The organism is Cellulosimicrobium sp. E-16 (assembly GCF_049913115.1).
Lineage (GTDB): Bacteria > Actinomycetota > Actinomycetes > Actinomycetales > Cellulomonadaceae > Cellulosimicrobium.
Genome location: NZ_CP183974.1, coordinates 2,750,139 through 2,766,753, shown reverse-complemented (window position 1 = coordinate 2,766,753; position 16,615 = coordinate 2,750,139). Strand labels below are relative to the sequence as shown.

17 protein-coding genes are annotated in these 16,615 nt (G+C 73.6%); 11 read left to right on the top strand and 6 right to left on the bottom strand.

Annotation, left to right across the window (positions count from 1 at the left end):
- Nucleotides 1–4 precede the first annotated feature (4 nt).
- On the top strand, nt 5–1,354 hold the full coding sequence (locus tag ACN9MS_RS12255) for a class II 3-deoxy-7-phosphoheptulonate synthase (protein ID WP_047233160.1): 1,350 nt from the start codon (nt 5–7) through the stop codon (nt 1,352–1,354).
- 24 nt (nt 1,355–1,378) lie between these two features.
- Here ACN9MS_RS12255 and pknB read toward each other — a convergent pair whose 3' ends face one another.
- Nucleotides 1,379–3,403, bottom strand: a complete 2,025-nt coding sequence (gene pknB / locus ACN9MS_RS12250) for a Stk1 family PASTA domain-containing Ser/Thr kinase (RefSeq protein ID WP_426308856.1) — start codon at nt 3,401–3,403, stop codon at nt 1,379–1,381.
- A 92-nt stretch (nt 3,404–3,495) separates the two neighbouring features.
- Here pknB and ACN9MS_RS12245 point away from each other — a divergent pair, with 92 nt between their 5' ends.
- The gene (locus tag ACN9MS_RS12245) at nt 3,496–3,921 is read left to right on the top strand and encodes an Rv2175c family DNA-binding protein (RefSeq protein ID WP_378232253.1); all 426 of its coding nucleotides are present in this window, start codon (nt 3,496–3,498) and stop codon (nt 3,919–3,921) included.
- Nucleotides 3,922–3,950: 29 nt separating this feature from the next.
- On the opposite strand, the gene ACN9MS_RS12240 is transcribed toward ACN9MS_RS12245, so the two are convergent.
- Both ACN9MS_RS12240 and ACN9MS_RS12235 read right to left on the bottom strand, forming a co-directional pair.
- On the bottom strand, nt 3,951–5,129 hold the full coding sequence (locus ACN9MS_RS12240; protein ID WP_426308855.1) for a polyprenyl synthetase family protein: 1,179 nt from the start codon (nt 5,127–5,129) through the stop codon (nt 3,951–3,953).
- Nucleotides 5,130–5,183: 54 nt separating this feature from the next.
- Nucleotides 5,184–5,756: a hypothetical protein gene (locus tag ACN9MS_RS12235; protein ID WP_426308854.1), complete on the bottom strand. Its 573-nt coding sequence runs from the start codon at nt 5,754–5,756 to the stop codon at nt 5,184–5,186.
- 151 nt (nt 5,757–5,907) lie between these two features.
- On the opposite strand from ACN9MS_RS12235, the gene ACN9MS_RS12230 reads away from it, so the two are divergent.
- The 3 genes from ACN9MS_RS12230 to ACN9MS_RS12220 all read left to right on the top strand — a co-directional run bounded on the left by ACN9MS_RS12230 (nt 5,908) and on the right by ACN9MS_RS12220 (nt 9,416).
- Nucleotides 5,908–7,086: a DUF4192 domain-containing protein gene (locus ACN9MS_RS12230; protein ID WP_426308853.1), complete on the top strand. Its 1,179-nt coding sequence runs from the start codon at nt 5,908–5,910 to the stop codon at nt 7,084–7,086.
- 94 nt (nt 7,087–7,180) lie between these two features.
- On the top strand, nt 7,181–7,582 hold the full coding sequence (locus tag ACN9MS_RS12225) for a universal stress protein (RefSeq protein WP_426308852.1): 402 nt from the start codon (nt 7,181–7,183) through the stop codon (nt 7,580–7,582).
- Between the two features lie 271 nt (nt 7,583–7,853).
- Nucleotides 7,854–9,416, top strand: coding sequence for an RNA polymerase sigma factor (locus ACN9MS_RS12220; protein ID WP_426308851.1), 1,563 nt, complete (start codon nt 7,854–7,856; stop codon nt 9,414–9,416).
- Nucleotides 9,417–9,629: 213 nt separating this feature from the next.
- On the opposite strand, the gene ACN9MS_RS12215 is transcribed toward ACN9MS_RS12220, so the two are convergent.
- Nucleotides 9,630–9,842 carry a DUF7455 domain-containing protein gene (locus ACN9MS_RS12215; protein WP_021479923.1) on the bottom strand — a complete coding sequence of 71 codons (213 nt, stop codon included), beginning with the start codon at nt 9,840–9,842 and terminating at the stop codon, nt 9,630–9,632.
- A 187-nt stretch (nt 9,843–10,029) separates the two neighbouring features.
- Here ACN9MS_RS12215 and ACN9MS_RS12210 point away from each other — a divergent pair, with 187 nt between their 5' ends.
- The 5 genes from ACN9MS_RS12210 (at nt 10,030) to ACN9MS_RS12190 (ending at nt 14,003) form a co-directional block, all read left to right on the top strand.
- Nucleotides 10,030–12,159: a DNA gyrase/topoisomerase IV subunit B gene (locus ACN9MS_RS12210; RefSeq protein ID WP_426308850.1), complete on the top strand. Its 2,130-nt coding sequence runs from the start codon at nt 10,030–10,032 to the stop codon at nt 12,157–12,159.
- Between the two features lie 2 nt (nt 12,160–12,161).
- Entirely contained in the window at nt 12,162–12,434 is a 273-nt protein-coding gene (locus ACN9MS_RS12205; protein WP_426308849.1) for a hypothetical protein, read from the top strand.
- Between the two features lie 64 nt (nt 12,435–12,498).
- A complete protein-coding gene (locus ACN9MS_RS12200) occupies nt 12,499–12,975 on the top strand; it encodes a DUF4430 domain-containing protein (RefSeq protein WP_426308848.1) in 477 nt (158 codons plus the stop codon).
- Nucleotides 12,972–13,547 (top strand): DUF6580 family putative transport protein, encoded by a 576-nt coding sequence (locus tag ACN9MS_RS12195; RefSeq protein ID WP_378232241.1) that lies wholly within the window; start codon nt 12,972–12,974, stop codon nt 13,545–13,547. The genes ACN9MS_RS12200 and ACN9MS_RS12195 overlap by 4 nt, the downstream gene beginning before the upstream one ends.
- Nucleotides 13,548–13,634: 87 nt before the next feature.
- On the top strand, nt 13,635–14,003 hold the full coding sequence (locus ACN9MS_RS12190) for a DUF2200 domain-containing protein (RefSeq protein WP_426308847.1): 369 nt from the start codon (nt 13,635–13,637) through the stop codon (nt 14,001–14,003).
- A gap of 10 nt (nt 14,004–14,013) precedes the next feature.
- Here the strand turns inward: ACN9MS_RS12190 and ACN9MS_RS12185 are convergent, their stop codons facing one another.
- Both ACN9MS_RS12185 and ACN9MS_RS12180 read right to left on the bottom strand, forming a co-directional pair.
- Nucleotides 14,014–14,454, bottom strand: coding sequence for a VOC family protein (locus ACN9MS_RS12185; protein ID WP_426308846.1), 441 nt, complete (start codon nt 14,452–14,454; stop codon nt 14,014–14,016).
- A gap of 46 nt (nt 14,455–14,500) precedes the next feature.
- Nucleotides 14,501–15,148, bottom strand: a complete 648-nt coding sequence (locus ACN9MS_RS12180; RefSeq protein WP_426308845.1) for a dihydrofolate reductase family protein — start codon at nt 15,146–15,148, stop codon at nt 14,501–14,503.
- Between the two features lie 432 nt (nt 15,149–15,580).
- Between ACN9MS_RS12180 and ACN9MS_RS12175 the strand changes: the two genes are divergently transcribed.
- Entirely contained in the window at nt 15,581–16,603 is a 1,023-nt protein-coding gene (locus tag ACN9MS_RS12175; RefSeq protein WP_426308844.1) for a 3-oxoacyl-ACP synthase III, read from the top strand.
- Nucleotides 16,604–16,615: the final 12 nt, after the last annotated feature.

Sequence of the window (16,615 nt, the reverse complement as noted above, 5' to 3'; positions counted from 1 at the left end):
CGGGATGACCACCACGAGCGAGCCGGGGACCGACGCCGGGCTCGACCACTTCCGCACGCTCGTCGCGCTCCAGCAGCCGACGTGGCCGGACGAGGCGGCGCTCGACGCCGTCCGGGACCGGCTGGCGGCCTCCGCGCCGCTCGTGGTGCCCGCCGCGGCCGACACGCTGCGCTCCCGCCTGGCCGCGGCCGGGCGGGGCGAGGCGTTCCTCCTCCAGGGGGGAGACTGCGCCGAGACGTTCGCCGAGGCGAACGCCGACCGCATCCGCAACAAGATCCGCACGATCCTCCAGATGGCGGTCATCCTCACGCACGGGGCGAGCATGCCCGTCGTGAAGATGGGCCGCATGGCCGGGCAGTACGCGAAGCCGCGCAGCTCCGACTCGGAGACGCGCGACGGCGTGACGCTGCCCGCGTACCGCGGCGACATGATCAACGGCCACGCGTTCACCCCCGAGGCGCGCGTGCCCGACCCGGAGCGCCTCGTGCAGGCGTACCAGATCTCGTCGGCCACGTGGAACGTCGTGCGGGCTTTCACGACCGGCGGGTTCGCCGACCTGCGCCAGGTCCACGAGTGGAACCGCGGGTTCATGCGCAACCCGGCCTACGCGCGCTACGAGCAGACGGCGTCCGAGATCGACCGCGCGATCCGCTTCATGGACGCGTGCGGCGCCGACTTCGACGCCCTGCGCACCGTCGAGTTCTTCGTGAGCCACGAGGCCCTCGTCCTGGACTACGAGCGCGCGCTCACGCGCCGCGACACGCGCACGGGCGACGCGTACGACACGTCGGCCCACTTCCTGTGGATCGGCGAGCGCACGCGCCAGCTCGACGGCGCGCACGTCGACTTCCTGTCGCGCGTCGCGAACCCGATCGGCGTCAAGCTCGGGCCGACCACGACGCCCGACGTCGCGCTCGAGCTCGCGCACCGGCTCAACCCGGACGACGTCGAGGGTCGCCTGACGTTCGTCACGCGCATGGGCGCGGGCAACGTGCGCGACGCGCTGCCGCCGCTCGTCGAGGCCGTGTCCCGGGCCGGCGTGCCCGTCACGTGGGTCACCGACCCGATGCACGGCAACACCATCACGTCCGCGAGCGGCTACAAGACGCGCCGCTTCGACGACGTGCTCGACGAGGTCCGCGGCTTCTTCGAGGTGCACCGCGCCGCGGGCACCGTCCCCGGCGGGCTGCACGTCGAGCTCACCGGCGACGACGTCACCGAGGTGCTCGGCGGCAGCGAGGAGATCGACGACGCCGGCTTGGCCCTGCGCTACGAGACCCTCGTCGACCCGCGCCTCAACCACCAGCAGTCGTTGGAGATGGCCTTCCAGGTCGCGGAGATGCTGCGTCGTTGACGGACGCTGACGGTCGCCGTCGCGTCAGAAGACGTTGAGGACGATCGTCGAGCCCTTGGGCGCGGTGCGCCCGTCCCCGCCCGGTGGGTCCTGGGCGTAGACGATGTTGAGCGGGTGGATGCCCTGCGGGTAGCGGATCTCGACCTGGAAGCCCGCATCCTTCAGGGCCTTCTCGGCGTCCGTGACGTTTCTGGTGTTGACGTTCGGGACGTCGACGAGAGGGGGCCCGAGCGAGACGACGACGTTCACCGTGTCCGTCCGGTGCGCGTCGCTGCCCTGCTCCGGGTCCTGGCGGATCACGAGGCCCGCGGCGACGGACTCGGAGTACTCCTCCGTGACCGCGGGGACGAGGCCCTGGTCCTCCAGGGCCTTGACCGCGGCGTCCTTCTGGGAGCCCGTGACCTGCGGGACGACGACGGGCGCCGGGCCGGACGAGACCGTGAGCACGACGGGGACGTCGTGCCGGACCGTGGCGCCCTCCTCGATCGGGTTGCCGTCGCCGTCCGTGACGGCCATGACCTGGCCCGCCGGGACTTCGTCGTGCGCCTTCGCGACGGGATCGCCGACCGTCAGGTCCGCGCCCTCGAGCGCCGAGGTCGCGTCCACCTGCGTGGCGCCCACGAGGCCGGTCGGCACCGTGAGCATCCGCACGCCCTTCGAGACGACGAGCTGGACGCTCCCGTCCTTGCGCACCGGCTCGCCGGACGGAGGGTCGGTCTCGACGACGGCGCCCTCGGGCACGGTGTCGTCGTAGCGCTCCTCGACCGTGTGGTCGAGGTTCGCGTCGTCGAGGATCGCTGCAGCCTCGGTCCGGGACACCTCGACGAGTCCGCCGGGGACCTGCGTGTACGCGCCCGGACCGGACGAGAACCACCAGGCCGCTGCGCCACCGACGCCCGCCAGGACGAGCAGGACGACCAGCGACCACACGAGGGCACGGCCCCGGCCGCGGCGACGGGCCGCGACCGGGGGAGCCGGAGGCGGCGGCCCCGGCCGCGTGGTCGGGGCGACGACGTGCCCCACGGCGAGCGGCTCCGTGAGGCCGGCGGCCTCACGGTCCTGGAGGCTGAGCGCGGCGAGGGGCGCGGTCGCCGCCGAACGGTGCTCCGCCGTCGGGCCGGGCTCCGCGCCCTGGGCGGGGGCGACGGCGCCCGCGGCCGCGGGCGGGTCGACGCGCCGCTCGAGGTCGGCCGGGTCGAGCTCTGCGCGGACCGAGCGGACGAGCGCGAGGGCGGCGCCGGCGTCGGCCGGGCGGTCGGCGGGGTCGCGCGCCGCGAGCGCGCACAGCAGGTCGTCGACCTCCGGCGGGATCCACGGCGCGACGTCCGACGGCGGCGGCACGTCGTTGTTGACGTGCTGGAACGCGACCTGGATGGGCGTCGTTCCGGTGTGCGGGACCGTGCCCAGCAGCATCTCGTAGGCGAGGATCCCCACGGCGTAGACGTCGGTCCGCGCGTCGCACGCGCCCGTCGCGATGAGCTCGGGGGAGAGGTAGGCGACGGTCCCCAGGATGGTGCCGGTCGTCGTCGCCGTGACCTCGTTGACCGCGCGCGCGAGCCCGAAGTCGGTGACCTTGAGCCGGCCCTCGGTGTCGACGAGCACGTTCTCCGGCTTGATGTCGCGGTGCACGAGCCCGGCGCGGTGTGCGGCGGCGAGCGCGTCGAGGACGTCCTCGAGCACGTCGAGCGTGCGGCCGAGCGGCAGCGTGCGCTCGGTGAGCATCGCGCGGCGCAGGTTCGAGCCCGCCACGTACTCCATCGTGAGGTAGCTCGTGTCGCCGTCGAGCCCCTGGTCGTACACGGCGACGAGACCGGGGTGCGTGAGGCGGGCCGCCGCGCGCGCCTCACGGCGGAAGCGCGAGACGAAGTCGGCGCCCGACGCGCCCTCGGCGAGGTGGGCGTGCATGACCTTGAGCGCGACCTCGCGCTCGAGCCGCCGGTCGACGGCCAGGTAGACCGTCGCCATGCCGCCTCGCGCGATGCGCGAGACGACCTCGTACCGCCCGTCGACCAGGCGGCCGACGAGGGGATCGGTCGTCACGGTGGCCACGGGGAGAGTCTAGGTGGCCGGGCGTCGCGATCCGGTGAGCACGGGCGCGCACGGCGTGGGTGTCGTGTGGAGGCACGCCGTAGGCTTGCCCGGTGACCGACCGTGACCCCAGCCCCCGCCCGACCCTCGACGACCTGGTCGGCGAGTGGCTGACCCTCCCCGACGTCGCCGAGGCGCTCGGCACCGACGTCGGCAAGGTGCGCCGGATCGTCCAGGAGCGCCGTGTCGTCGGCGTCAAGCGGGGCGAGCGGACGACGTTCCAGATCCCGGCCCGGTTCCTCGTGCCGCTGCACCTCGTCGACCCGGCGAACGCCGGGCGCCCGGACGGGAGCGGCCGCGTCGGCGTCCTGTCGAGCCTCCAGGGCACGATCGTCGTGCTCACCGATGCCGGGTTCGACGACGCCGAGATCCTCGAATGGCTGTTCAGCCCGAACGACGAGCTGGGGGAGCCCCCGTTCGACACGCTCGTGAGCGGCCACAAGGCGCGCGTGCGCCGCGCCGCGCAGTCCGAGCTCTGACCCGCTCGACCGACCTGCTCGACCCCGCGTCAGGCGGTGCGCTCGACGGCGGCCCGCGCGAGCAGCCCGAGCATCGCGGCCCCGGGCTCGGCGAGCCCGGCACCGGCGAGGGCCGCCGACGCACGATCGGTGAGCTCGTCGATGAGCGACTCCACCGCGTCGCGCGCGCCGGTCTTCACGAGCACGGCGCGCAGGTCCTCGACCGTGCGCGCGTCGAGATCGGGATCGCCCAGGTGCGTGAGCAGGAGGTCGCGCTGCGCGGGCGTCGCCGCGGCGAGCGCGCGCACGACGAGCACCGTGCGCTTGCCCTCGCGCAGGTCGTCGCCCGCGGGCTTGCCCGTGACACGCGCGTCCCCGAACACCCCGAGCACGTCGTCGCGGAGCTGGAACGCCTCGCCCACGGGCAGTCCGAACGCGCTCGTCGCGGCGACGGCCGCGTCGTCGGCCCCGGCGAGCGCCGCGCCGAGCGCGATCGGGTGCTCGACGCTGTAGCGCGCCGACTTCGACCGGATCACGGCTCGCGCGCGCTCCTCGTCGGCCGCGGGGTCGTCGCCCCACGGCAGCACCTGCGCCTGCACGTCGAGGTACTGCCCCACGATCACCTCGGTCTGCATGCGCCCGAACACGACGCGCGACCGCGTCGCGACGTCGGCGGGGAGGTCGTCGAGCGCGTCGCCCAGCTCGCGGTGGCTCGCGATGAGCGCGAGGTCGCCGAGCAGGATCGCCGTGTTCTCGCCGTACCGGTCGGCGTCGCCCGACCAGCCGAGCGCGCGGTGCCGCGCCCCGAAGGCGCGGTGCGCGGTCGGGTGCCCGCGCCGCGTGTCGGAGGCGTCCATGACGTCGTCGTGGAAGAGCGCCGCGGCCTGGAACAGCTCGAGCGCCGCGCCCGCGCGGAGCACGACGTCGCGGTGCGGGCCGTCCGGGTCGCCGCCGTGCGCACGCCAGGACCAGTAGCAGAAGGCGGCGCGCAGGCGCTTGCCCCCGGCGAGCAGCTCGTCCGTCGCGTCGGCGAGCGGGTCCGCGTCGGGGTGCGTGGAGGAGAGCTCGTCGCGCAGCGCGGCGGTCGCGACGTGCAGGGCGTCGTCGACCCCGGCGCGCACGCCCTCCCGGTCGACGAGCGCGCTCGGGCTCGGGTCGGAGACGCTCGGAGCAGCCTCCGAGGCGAAGGGCTCGGGCGAGGACGAGGTCGGCAGCGACGGGTTCGGCACGGGGGCAGCCTATGCGGTGCGGTCGCCTCGGGGCGTCGTACCACGGTCGGAGCCTCAGCCCGCCGCGACCTGCCCGCTGATCGTCACCAGGCGCTCGGTCTCGTCGTCGAACACGCCGACGGCCAGCGACTCGGTGGGGGAGTCGGGAGCCGGTGTCCGGACGAACGTCGTGAGGGACGTGAGCGCGCTCGGGACGCTCGAGGGCGACACCTCGAACCCGGCGGCGCCGAGCGCGTCGGTGTAGTAGGCGGTGAGGGCCTCGACGGGCTCGTCCGAGCGCAGGTTGAGGGTGACGTCGATGAGCGTGCCGTCCTCCGTGGGCCGGGCCGAGCTCGCGAGCACCTGGGCGCCCGGGGGGACCGTGACGAGCTCCGCCGGGAAGCCCTCCACGAGGTCTCCGACCGCCGACGCCGCGTCGTAGTCGGGCAGCGGCGTGCCCGGGACTCCGGCCGCCTCGGACGCGGGGGACTCCTGCGTGCCGCGGGGCCCGGCGGCCCCCTGGACGTCGTCCGGGTCGGACCGGCAGCCCGCGAGCGTCGTGCCGAGCAGCGCCACGACGAGGACGACGGCGGCAGCACGAGCGGACGGGTCCGCTCGCCGCGCGCGGGCTCGGGTTCGTGGTGGCACGCGCACACCGTAGTCACCCGGTCGTCCGCGAGCCACCACCGCCCACGGGGCTGGACCACAGGGCGCGTCCCGGGGCGTCGCCGGACGAAGGGCGTCCACAGGCGCCCTGACGCTCTCCCCGCGCGGACCCGGGACGGGCTGGGATGGTCTCATGACCACCCTGATCCGGGCCCAGGGCCCGCGCGAGCTCCTCGCCTACGTCCCCTACCGGCTCGGCTACCGGCCGCAGGACAGCGTCGTCCTCGTCGGGCTGCGCCCGCCGCGCGGTCGGATCGGCCTCGTCGTCCGGGTCGACGTGGGCGACGTGGCCGACCTCGAGCACGGCCCGCAGCTCGCGCGGTCCGTCGTCGGGCACCTCGCCGCGGACGGCGCAGAACGGGTCGTCCTCGTCGTCTACACGGATGCCCCGCTGCGGTCGGGCGGCGTCGAGACCGCCGTCGCGAGGGCCGCCGTCGAGCACTGCCGCGAGGCCGTCGAGCCGCACCACGGCCCGGTGGACGTCTGGGTCGTGGCGCCGAGCGGCTGGTACGCGCTCGACTGCACCGAGGACGAGTGCTGCCCGCCGGGCGGGCGCCCGCTGCGCGAGCTCGAGTCGAGCGAGGTGGGCGCGCACATGGTCCTCGCCGGGGCGGCGCTCGCGGACTCGCGGGAGGAGGCGCTGCGGATCCCGCGCGCGAGCGCCGACGAGCGGCGCCGTGCGGCGCGTGCCGCGCGGCGGGTACTCGACCGCGCCCGCGGGGGTGGCCCGACCGACGCCCCTTCCGATCCCGACGCCGCCGTCGCCCGCCGGGTCGCGAGCCTGGCCGAGTGGCGCGCGGTGGTCGCCCGCGTGGCCCAGCACGAGCGGGACCGCGCGGGTGGTCAGGCACCCGACGCGCGGACCGGGGCGGGACTGCCTCCGGCCACGGTCCTGGGCCGGCTCGCGGCCGGGCTCGAGGCGGTCCCGGTGCGCGACGCCGTGCTCGTCTCGCTCGTGCCCGGGACGGGAGACCTCGCGGACCGCACGGTGCGCGGCGGCGACGTCGACGCCGGGACGGCACGCGCGATCGCGTCGATCGTGGACCCAGCAGCAGGTCTGGCGCCCGACCCGGCCGTCACGGGGCCGGCCCGCACCGTGCTGGAGGCGGTCGTGGCCCACGCACCGCGCGGGAGCACCGCGCCGGCGCTCACGCTCCTCGCGCTGGTCGCCTGGTGGCACGGGGACGGTGGCCGGGCGGGACGCCGGCTCGAGGAGGCGCTCGCGGAGGACCCGACGTACCGGCTCGCCCTCCTGCTGTCGAGCGCGCTCGACGCCGGTGTGCCACCGGGCTGGATCCGCGCCGACGTGTGAGCCGTGGCGCGCGGGTTCGGGTAGGTTCGACCGCGACACGAACTGCGGTCGCCGCCCGCGGCCGGCCGCGCCCACGAGCCGTTCCGGAGGACACATGAGCGTCGTCGTCGCGCACCTGAGCACGCCCGAGGGTCGCGAGGCTCTCGACAGCGCGGCCACCGAGGCGGTCCGGCGCGGCACCGAGCTCGTGGTCGTGGTCACGGAGGGCTCGACGTCGACGCCCGAGCTCGTCGCCGCGCACGAGGACGACCTGCGGCGGGTCGAGGAGCGCCTCGCGGGGACCGCGTCGACGCTGCGACGCGAGCAGGGCACGTCGGACCTCGCGGACGACCTCGTGAGCGCGGCCGAGCGCGCCTCCGCGGACCTCATCGTCATCGGTCTGCGCCGCCGCAGCCCGGTCGGCAAGCTCATCCTCGGGTCGAACGCGCAGCGCATCCTGCTCGACGCGCCCTGCCCGGTGCTGGCCGTCAAGCCCGAGCGCACCGCAGGGGCCTGAGCAGGGAATCTTCGCGGGTGCCCGGCCGTTGTACAGGCCAGGACCCGAGTGACGGACGTCGCCGAGACGTGGTGTGCGGGACCGCCGAGCGGCGGTCAGGTCCGACCTCACCCCGTGTCGCGGCGTCCGGTGCGCGGATCGCCGGTACAATATAGGTATCCGCTAGAGCCCGACGACTCACCGTGAGAGTCCACGAGAAGCCCGCACTTCACGGTTCACGTCCCCGCTCCGGCGGCCCTACCGCCCCCCATGATTGCCGAAAGGTCGGTTTGTGGCGCCCTCAACCCCGATTTCCGCACTCCCGCGAGAGTTCGAGCACCCCGCCCTGCAGGAGCTCCTGCGGCGCGGCAGCGCGAACGGTCGCGTCGACGCCGAGAGCTTCCGCACCGCGTGCGAGCAGGCCGCCGTCAACGACGCCAAGCGGCTGAAGGCGGTCTTCCGCGCGCTCGCAGGCGCCGGCGTCGAGGTCGACATCCCGACCACGACGAAGGTCGCCGCGGCGGCGTCGCCGCGCAGCACGACGACGGCGCGCACCAAGCCCGCCGCGGCGAAGTCGACGTCGTCGACGACGCGTCGCGCGACGACCGCCACCAAGGCCGCCCCGGCGGCCGAGGGCGACGCCGAGGCCGCGCCGTCCACCGGACCCGCGAAGCCCGCCGCGCGCAAGACCGCGGCGAAGGCCCCGGCCAAGGCGAAGGCGACGCCCGCGCGCGCCAAGAAGAAGGACGACGACGAGGACGCCGAGGCCGAGGTCGAGGACCTCGAGATCGACGTGACCGAGGACGAGGAGGACGCGGCGGCGGACTCGGGCGCGAAGAAGCCCGCCGCCGGTGCCGCGGCCGAGGAGCCCGAGGAGACGGGCTTCGTCGTGTCGGACGCCGACGAGGACGACGCGCCGGTCCAGCAGGTCGTCACCGCCGGTGCGACCGCGGACCCGGTCAAGGACTACCTCAAGCAGATCGGCAAGGTCGCGCTCCTGAACGCGGAGCAGGAGGTCGAGCTCGCGAAGCGCATCGAGGCCGGCCTGTTCGCGGAGGAGAAGCTCGCGGCCGAGGGCGACGACCTGGACCGCAAGCTCAAGCGTGAGCTCCAGTGGATCGCGCACGACGGCAAGCGTGCGAAGAACCACCTGCTCGAGGCGAACCTGCGTCTGGTCGTGTCGCTGGCCAAGCGGTACACGGGTCGCGGCATGCTGTTCCTGGACCTGATCCAGGAGGGCAACCTCGGCCTGATCCGTGCGGTCGAGAAGTTCGACTACACCAAGGGCTACAAGTTCTCGACGTACGCGACCTGGTGGATCCGCCAGGCGATCACGCGCGCGATGGCGGACCAGGCGCGCACCATCCGTATCCCGGTGCACATGGTCGAGGTCATCAACAAGCTCGCGCGCGTGCAGCGGCAGATGCTGCAGGACCTGGGCCGGGAGCCCACGCCCGAGGAGCTCGCCAAGGAGCTCGACATGACCCCCGAGAAGGTCGTCGAGGTCCAGAAGTACGGGCGCGAGCCCATCTCGCTGCACACGCCCCTCGGCGAGGACGGCGACAGCGAGTTCGGCGACCTCATCGAGGACTCCGAGGCGATCGTCCCGGCCGACGCCGTGAGCTTCACGCTCCTGCAGGAGCAGCTCCACCAGGTGCTCGACACCCTCAGCGAGCGCGAGGCGGGCGTCGTCTCGATGCGGTTCGGCCTGTCCGACGGGCAGCCCAAGACGCTCGACGAGATCGGCAAGGTCTACGGCGTGACGCGCGAGCGCATCCGGCAGATCGAGTCGAAGACCATGTCGAAGCTGCGGCACCCGAGCCGCTCGCAGGTCCTGCGCGACTACCTCGACTGAGACCCGCCCCGCGGGCGGCCGGCCCGCTACGGCCCGGCCGCCCCCATGGCGAGAAGCGTCGAGACGCACGAAGGCCCCGAGGAGATCTCCTCGGGGCCTTCGTCGTGTCGTCGGCTGTCGGCCGCCGGACCGGGCGGTGGAGCCGGTCCTCGTGGCCCCCTGACGGTCCCCGCTCGCGGCGAGGTGGGTGGGCCAGGCGGTGCGATCGGCGCGTCAGCGCGCGCCGTGCTCCGCGAGCAGCTTGTCGGTCTCGTCCTGGATGGACGTCGCGAGGTCGGTGTAGGCGTCGGCGTGCGCCCGCGCGTGGTGGCCGCAGAACAGCAGCTCACCGCTCGGCAGGACCACGCGGACGTACGCCTGGGCCCCGCAGCGGTCGCAGCGGTCGGCCGCGGTCAGCGGTTCGGTGGTGGTCGTCGTAGCAGTCACATGAACATCAAACCATCCGCTCCTGAGGATTCGTCCCCCGCGGGGCCCCGGTTCGCTACCCGCGAAGCGCCTCGGCCCCGTGCCAGGTCGGTGCCGGGTCCGTGCCGCCTCCCGCGCCGGGGCCGGAGCCGAGGGCCGGCGGCGGGGGAGCGCAAGGGTGTGGGCGGGCTCGTCTAGGCTTGCGGCCGTGACGACCACCTCCGCTGAGTCCAGCTACACCGCTCGGCACCTGTCCGTGCTCGAGGGTCTCGAGGCCGTGCGCAAGCGCCCCGGCATGTACATCGGGACCACCGACTCGCGCGGTCTCATGCACTGCCTGTGGGAGATCATCGACAACTCCGTCGACGAGGCGCTCGCCGGGAACTGCTCCAAGATCCTCGTCGTGCTGCACGCCGACTCGTCCGTGACGGTCGAGGACGACGGTCGCGGCATCCCCGTGGACATCGAGCCCAAGACCGGCCTGTCCGGCGTCGAGGTCGTCTTCACCAAGCTGCACGCGGGCGGCAAGTTCGGCGGCGGCTCGTACACCGCGTCGGGCGGCCTCCACGGCGTCGGGGCCTCCGTCGTGAACGCGCTGTCCTCGCGCCTGGACGTCGAGGTCGACCGCGGTGGCAAGACGCACCGCATGACGTTCCACCGCGGCGAGCCGGGCATCTTCACGGACCCGAAGGCGGGCCCGACGCCGGACGCCCCGTTCGAGCCGTTCGTGTCGGGTTCCGAGCTCGCGGTCGTCGGGAAGACGAAGCGCGGTGTCACCGGCACGCGCGTGCGCTACTGGGCGGACCGCCAGATCTTCCTCAAGACCGCCGTCTTCTCCTACGACGAGCTCGTCACGCGCGTGCGCCAGACGACGTTCCTCGTCCCCGGCCTCGAGATCACCGTGCGCGACGAGCGCGGCGTGCCCGGCACGCCGGGGGAGTCGGGGCCGCACGAGGAGACGTTCGTCCACACGGGCGGGTCGGTCGACTTCGTCGACTTCCTCGCGCCGGACACGCCCGTCACCGCGACGTGGCACCTCACGGGCTCGGGGTCGTTCACGGAGACCGTCCCGGTGCTCGACGACCGCGGCCACATGACGCCGCAGGCCGTGCAGCGCGAGTGCGAGGTCGACGTCGCGCTGCGCTGGGGCACGGGGTACGAGACCGAGGTCCGCAGCTTCGTCAACATCATCGCGACGCCCAAGGGCGGTTCCCACCTCGGCGGGTTCGAGCAGGGCCTGCTCAAGGTGCTGCGCAAGTCCGTCGAGACGAACGCGCGCCGCCTCAAGGTCTCGACCAAGGACGCCTCCGAGCGCATCGAGAAGGACGACGTCCTGGCGGGCCTCACCGCCGTCGTGACCGTCCGCCTCGCGGAGCCGCAGTTCGAGGGCCAGACCAAGGAGGTCCTCGGCACCGCGCCCGTGCGCGGCATCGTGTCGCGCGTGGTGGAGAAGGAGCTCAACGCTCTGCTCACGTCGACCAAGCGCGACGAGAAGACGCAGGCCGCGCTCCTGCTCGACAAGGTCGTGGCGGAGATGCGGGCGCGCATCACCGCGCGCAAGCAGAAGGAGATCTCGCGCCGCAAGAACGCGCTCGAGACGTCCTCCCTGCCGGCCAAGCTCGTCGACTGCCGCAGCGACGACGTCGAGCGCAGCGAGCTGTTCATCGTCGAGGGCGACAGCGCGCTCGGCACCGCGCGCCTCGCGCGCAGCTCCGACTTCCAGGCGCTCCTGCCCATCCGCGGCAAGATCCTCAACGTGCAGAAGGCGTCCGTGAGCGACATGCTCCGCAACGCCGAGTGCACCGCGATCATCCAGGTGCTCGGCGCCGGGTCCGGGCGGTCGTTCGACCTGGAGGCCGCGCGCTACGGCAAGATCGTGCTCATGACGGACGCCGACGTCGACGGCGCCCACATCCGCACGCTGCTGCTCACGCTCTTCTACCGGTACATGAAGCCGCTCGTCGAGGCGGGTCGCGTGTTCGCGGCCGTGCCGCCGCTGCACCGGATCGAGGTCATCGGCGCCGGCCGCCGCAAGAACGAGTACATCTACACGTACTCCGAGGCCGAGCTCGCCGCGACGCTCAAGAAGCTCGACAAGGCCGGGCGCCGCTACAAGGACGACATCCAGCGGTACAAGGGCCTGGGGGAGATGGACGCGGACCAGCTCGCCGAGACGACGATGGACCCGCGCCACCGCACGCTGAGGCGCGTCACGGCCGAGCACGCCGAGGCGGCGGAGCGCGTGTTCGAGCTGCTCATGGGCAGCGACGTCGCGCCGCGCAAGGAGTTCATCGTCGCGGGGGCGACCGAGCTGGACCACGCCCGCATCGACGTCTGACGGTGGCCACCGGCCAGGACGCTCGACTCCCCGACGTCGCCTCGCTCGGGGCGATCGTCGTCAACGGCGTGTGCGCGTGGCTCCTGGTCCGCGTGCGGCACCACGGCGGCTCGCTCAGCCGGGCCGCGTTCCTCTCGCCGCGCAACGGCTGGCCGGACCTCGTGCTCGGGTGCGGGATCATCCTCCTCGCGTTCCACTCCGCCTACGAGGTCTGGGAGGTGAGCGAGGAGGAGCGTCTCGCCGCCAAGGCCCTCGCGGGAGAGGAGATCGGGTGACGGCGCGTCGTCCGACAGGCGGGCGCCCGGGCGCGCCCCGCCGGGCGCTCCGTACGCTGGCGTCGTGACCCTCCGAACATTCCGCGACACCCCCGCGCGCCCGCTCACCGCCCTGACCGCCGTCCTGCTCACCGCGGGCCTGCTGGCCGGGTGCTCGTCGACCGACGAGCCCGGCGCCGACGCCACGTCGTCGACGTCCACGTCGACCGCGAGCGAGGAGACGAGCGCGCCCGCCGACGACGCGACGGACGAGGCGTCCGACGACGAGTCCAGCGACACCGACGACGCCCCGGAGTTCTCCTACGAGGGCCGCGCCGGCACGACCGCGCTCGACCTGCTGCTCGAGGCCGACCCGTCCGCCCAGGTGACCGGCGAGGGCGAGAACGCGTTCGTCACGGCGATCGACGGCGTCGTGGCGGACCCGGACAGCGAGTTCTGGGCGCTGTACGTCAACGGCGAGATGGCTACCGTGGGAGCAGGATCCCTCGAGACGACGGACGGGGACGAGATCACGTGGAAGCTCGAGACGTTCACCTCGTGACGCGCTCGTCGAGCGTGGCGCTGCGCTGGTGGCGCCCGGCGCTCGTCGTGGCGCTCGCGGCCCTTGCTGTCGTGTGGCGGCTCGTGCGCGCCGACCTCGGCGCGCCGCCGAACCTCGAGCTCGTCACCGCCGCCACGTTCGCCGCGACGCTCCTGCTGCGCTCGCGCTGGGCGTTCGTCGTGCCGCTGGCCGTGACGGTCGTGTCTGACGTCGTGCTCGGCAACACCGCGATCGCGCTGTTCACGTGGAGCGCGTGGCTCGTCGTCGGGCTGGGCTCGCTGCTCGCGCGGAACACGACCGGCTGGCGGCGCGTGGGCGCGGGCGCGGCGTTCGGCGTCGCGGGATCGCTCTGGTTCTTCGCGTGGACCAACTTCGGCGTCTGGCTCCAGGGCCGCGGCGTCTGGTACCCGGCGGGTGTCGACGGGCTCGTCGCGAGCTATGTCGCGGGCCTGCCGTTCCTGCGCACCATGCTGCTGGGCAACCTCGTGCTCGTGCCGCTGGTCGCGGCGGGCACGCTGCTCGTGGACCGGCTCGAGGCGTCGCACGGGATGGTCGCGGCCCGACCCGCCTGACCCGCGCGGTAGCGTGGTCCGTGCCGGACGACCGCTCGGGCTGAGCCGGCGCGGCGACGGGCTCGGCCGGGCAGGAGGAGGACACCCATGGCGGGACACCGGATCTTCGGGATGAGCTTCGCGAGCATCTACCCGCTCTACGTGACCAAGGTGGAGCGCAAGGGGCACTCGACGGACGAGCTCGACCAGGTCATCGGCTGGCTGACCGGCTACGACGGCGCCGGCCTGGCGCAGGCGATCGCGGACGAGATCACGCTCGAGGAGTTCTTCGACCGGGCGCCCGCGTGGAACCCGAACGCCGCGCTCATCACCGGGGTGATCTGCGGCGTCCGCGTCGAGGACATCGAGGACCCGCTCATGCAGAAGATCCGCTACCTCGACAAGCTCGTCGACGAGGTCGCACGCGGCAAGAAGATGACGTCGATCCTGCGCGGCGAGACGGCGGCCGCCTCCTAGGCGGCCGCGCTCAGCCGAGCTGCTCGGCGATCCCGACGATGATCCCGCCCGGCCCGCGCAGGTAGCAGAGCCGGTAGACGTCCTCGTACTGGACGATCTCTCCCATCACCTCCCCGCCGTGCGGCCCGAGTCGCGCGACCGTGTCGTCGATGTCGTCGACGGCGAACATCACCCGGTGCAGGCCCAGCACGTTCGGTGGGGCGGTGCTCAGGCCGAGGTCGAGCGGCGTGGGTGCGTGGTACCGCGTGAGCTCGAGGCGCCCGTGCCCGTCGGGGACGCGCATCATCGCGATCTCCGAGCGCAGGCCGTCGAGCCCGACGACGCGCTCCGCCCACCGCCCCTCGATCGTCATCCGGTCCTCGAGCTCCATACCCAGCTCAGCGAAGAACGCGATGGCCGCGTCGAGGTCGTCGACGACGACGGCGACGTTGTCGAGGCGCTGGAGCGCCATGGGGTGCCTCCTCGATCGGTCGGTACGGTGCTGTCCGGTCCCCGGGTCACGCGTCGTGCTCGACGCCGCGCCCCGGCTTGCTCATGTCGCCCGTCCCGGGCGTGCCGTCGGCGAGGCCGTAGCGCAGCAGGACGGTGCCCGTCGGGCTGGGCGTCGGAGGCTCGAGGAGGGTGAGGTTGGTGGGGACGGCGCCGCCGTCGAACACGGTCTTGCCGGTGCCGAGCACGATGGGGTGCACCCACAGGTCGAGGCGGTCGAATAGCCTCTCGTGCAGCAGCGTCTGCACCAGGTCGAGGCTGCCGACGACCTTGACGTGCTCGTGCCGGTCGCGCACCTCGCGCACCGCCGCGGGCAGGTCCGGGCCGAGCAGCGTCGACCCGGCCCATGACAGGTCGGGCGTGCCGCGCGACGCCACGTACTTGGGGACGCGGTTGAACAGCGCGGCGAAGTCGTCGTCCTGCCCGCCCTCTTGGAACGGCCAGTACGACGCGAAGATGTCGTACGTGCGCCGCCCGAGCAGCAGCGCGTCCGTGCCCTCGTACGCCGCGGCGATCTGCGCCCCCGCGACGTCGTCGAGCAACGGTGCCTGCCAGCCGCCGAACGCGAACCCGCCCTCCGGGTCCTCCTCCGGACCGCCGGGCGCCTGCCCGACGAGGTCGAGGGTCGTGAACAGCTCGATCTCGATGGATCCCATGGTCGTCTCCAGGTCGGCTCGCCGTCTCGGTCCAGGGGTAGACCGCGGGGCGCCGCGGAAGTCATCGAGCAGCGCGGAGGGAACAGACCTCCACGGCGACGAGGCCGAACGGGGTGTGCTCGACGACGAGGGAGCCGGGGTTCCGGCAGGGTCCGTCCCGGTAGGAGCGGCGGCACCGGAACGCGGGACGGCGACCGCTCGCCGCCCGACGTGCAGCCCTGCGAGGCCCGACCGTGTCGACGTGGCGCACCCCACAGCGCACGGTTGGAACGGCGGGCAGCCGCCGAGCGTCCTACGCTCAAGGACGCGGGAGCCGGCGGCACCAGCCGTCTTCCTGCCCGGCGCGGTCGCGCGGCCGCACCGGCGGTCACGCGCTCCCGGTCGTCTCGTCGCTGAGCCGGGCGCTGGTGCGTCCGGCCGTCTGGAGATCGTGTGTCAGGAAACGCCACCACCAGGTTCACCAACGTCGCGCTGCTGTCCGTCACCAGTCGGCTCCCCACCGGCGTGCGGACGTCTGCCGAGGTGCAGGAGCGTCTTGCTCCCGCGCTGCGACGGCTGCGCCTCCCGTCCACGCTCCTGCAACGCGTGGCGGGCGTGCACGAGCGGCGCGCCTGGACCGCCCAGGAGGACGTCGACGCCGCCACGGTCGCCGCGGGGCAGGAGGCGCTGCACGCCGCCGGGGTGGACCCGAGCGACGTCGGGCTCCTGATCAACACGTCGGTCACGCGCAAGCACCTCGAGCCGTCGGTCGCGGTGCGGCTGCACCACGGGCTCGACCTGCCGTCGTCGGCCACCAACTTCGACGTCGCCAACGCGTGCCTCGGCTTCATCAACGGCATGAGCCTCGCGGCGGGCATGATCGAGTCCGGCCAGATCCGCTACGCGGTCGTCGTCGACGGCGAGGACGCCGACATCATCCACGACCGCACGATCGAGCGGCTGCTGCGCGAGGACCGGGACCGCGACGACTTCATGCAGGAGTTCGCCTCGCTCACGCTCGGGTCCGGCTCGGCCGCCGCCGTGCTGGGGCGCGCGGACGAGCACCCGCGCGCCCACCGCGTGCTCGGCGGCGTCACCCGCGCCGCCACCCGGTTCCACGACCTGTGCGTCGGAAGCACCGAGGGCATGTTCACCGACGCCAAGGCGCTGCTCGAGGGCGGCCTCGAGCTCGTCGTGGACGCGTGGAAGGACGCCGTCGCCGACTGGGACTGGTCGTCCATGGACCGGTACGTCACGCACCAGGTCTCGCGCGTGCACACCGACGCGATCGTCGAGGCGGTGGGCCTGAACCCCTCCCGCGTGCCCGTCACCTACGACCGGCTCGGCAACGTGGGGCCGGCGTCCGTGCCGATCACGCTCGTCGAGGAGCAGGACACGCTGGGCGCGGGAGACCGGGTGCTGCTCATGGGCGTGGGCTCGGGCATCAACACGGCGATGCTGGAGCTGGCCTGGTGACCGGGCCCGCCC

Coding starts and splice junctions, on each gene's coding strand:
- ACN9MS_RS12180 (WP_426308845.1), bottom strand. CDS start 15,148: ATGGGATCCATCGAGATCGAGCTGTTCACGACCCTCGACCTCGTCGGG.
- ACN9MS_RS12225 (WP_426308852.1), top strand. CDS start 7,181: ATGAGCGTCGTCGTCGCGCACCTGAGCACGCCCGAGGGTCGCGAGGCT.
- ACN9MS_RS12230 (WP_426308853.1), top strand. CDS start 5,908: ATGACCACCCTGATCCGGGCCCAGGGCCCGCGCGAGCTCCTCGCCTAC.
- ACN9MS_RS12255 (WP_047233160.1), top strand. CDS start 5: ATGACCACCACGAGCGAGCCGGGGACCGACGCCGGGCTCGACCACTTC.
- ACN9MS_RS12185 (WP_426308846.1), bottom strand. CDS start 14,454: ATGGCGCTCCAGCGCCTCGACAACGTCGCCGTCGTCGTCGACGACCTC.
- ACN9MS_RS12190 (WP_426308847.1), top strand. CDS start 13,635: ATGGCGGGACACCGGATCTTCGGGATGAGCTTCGCGAGCATCTACCCG.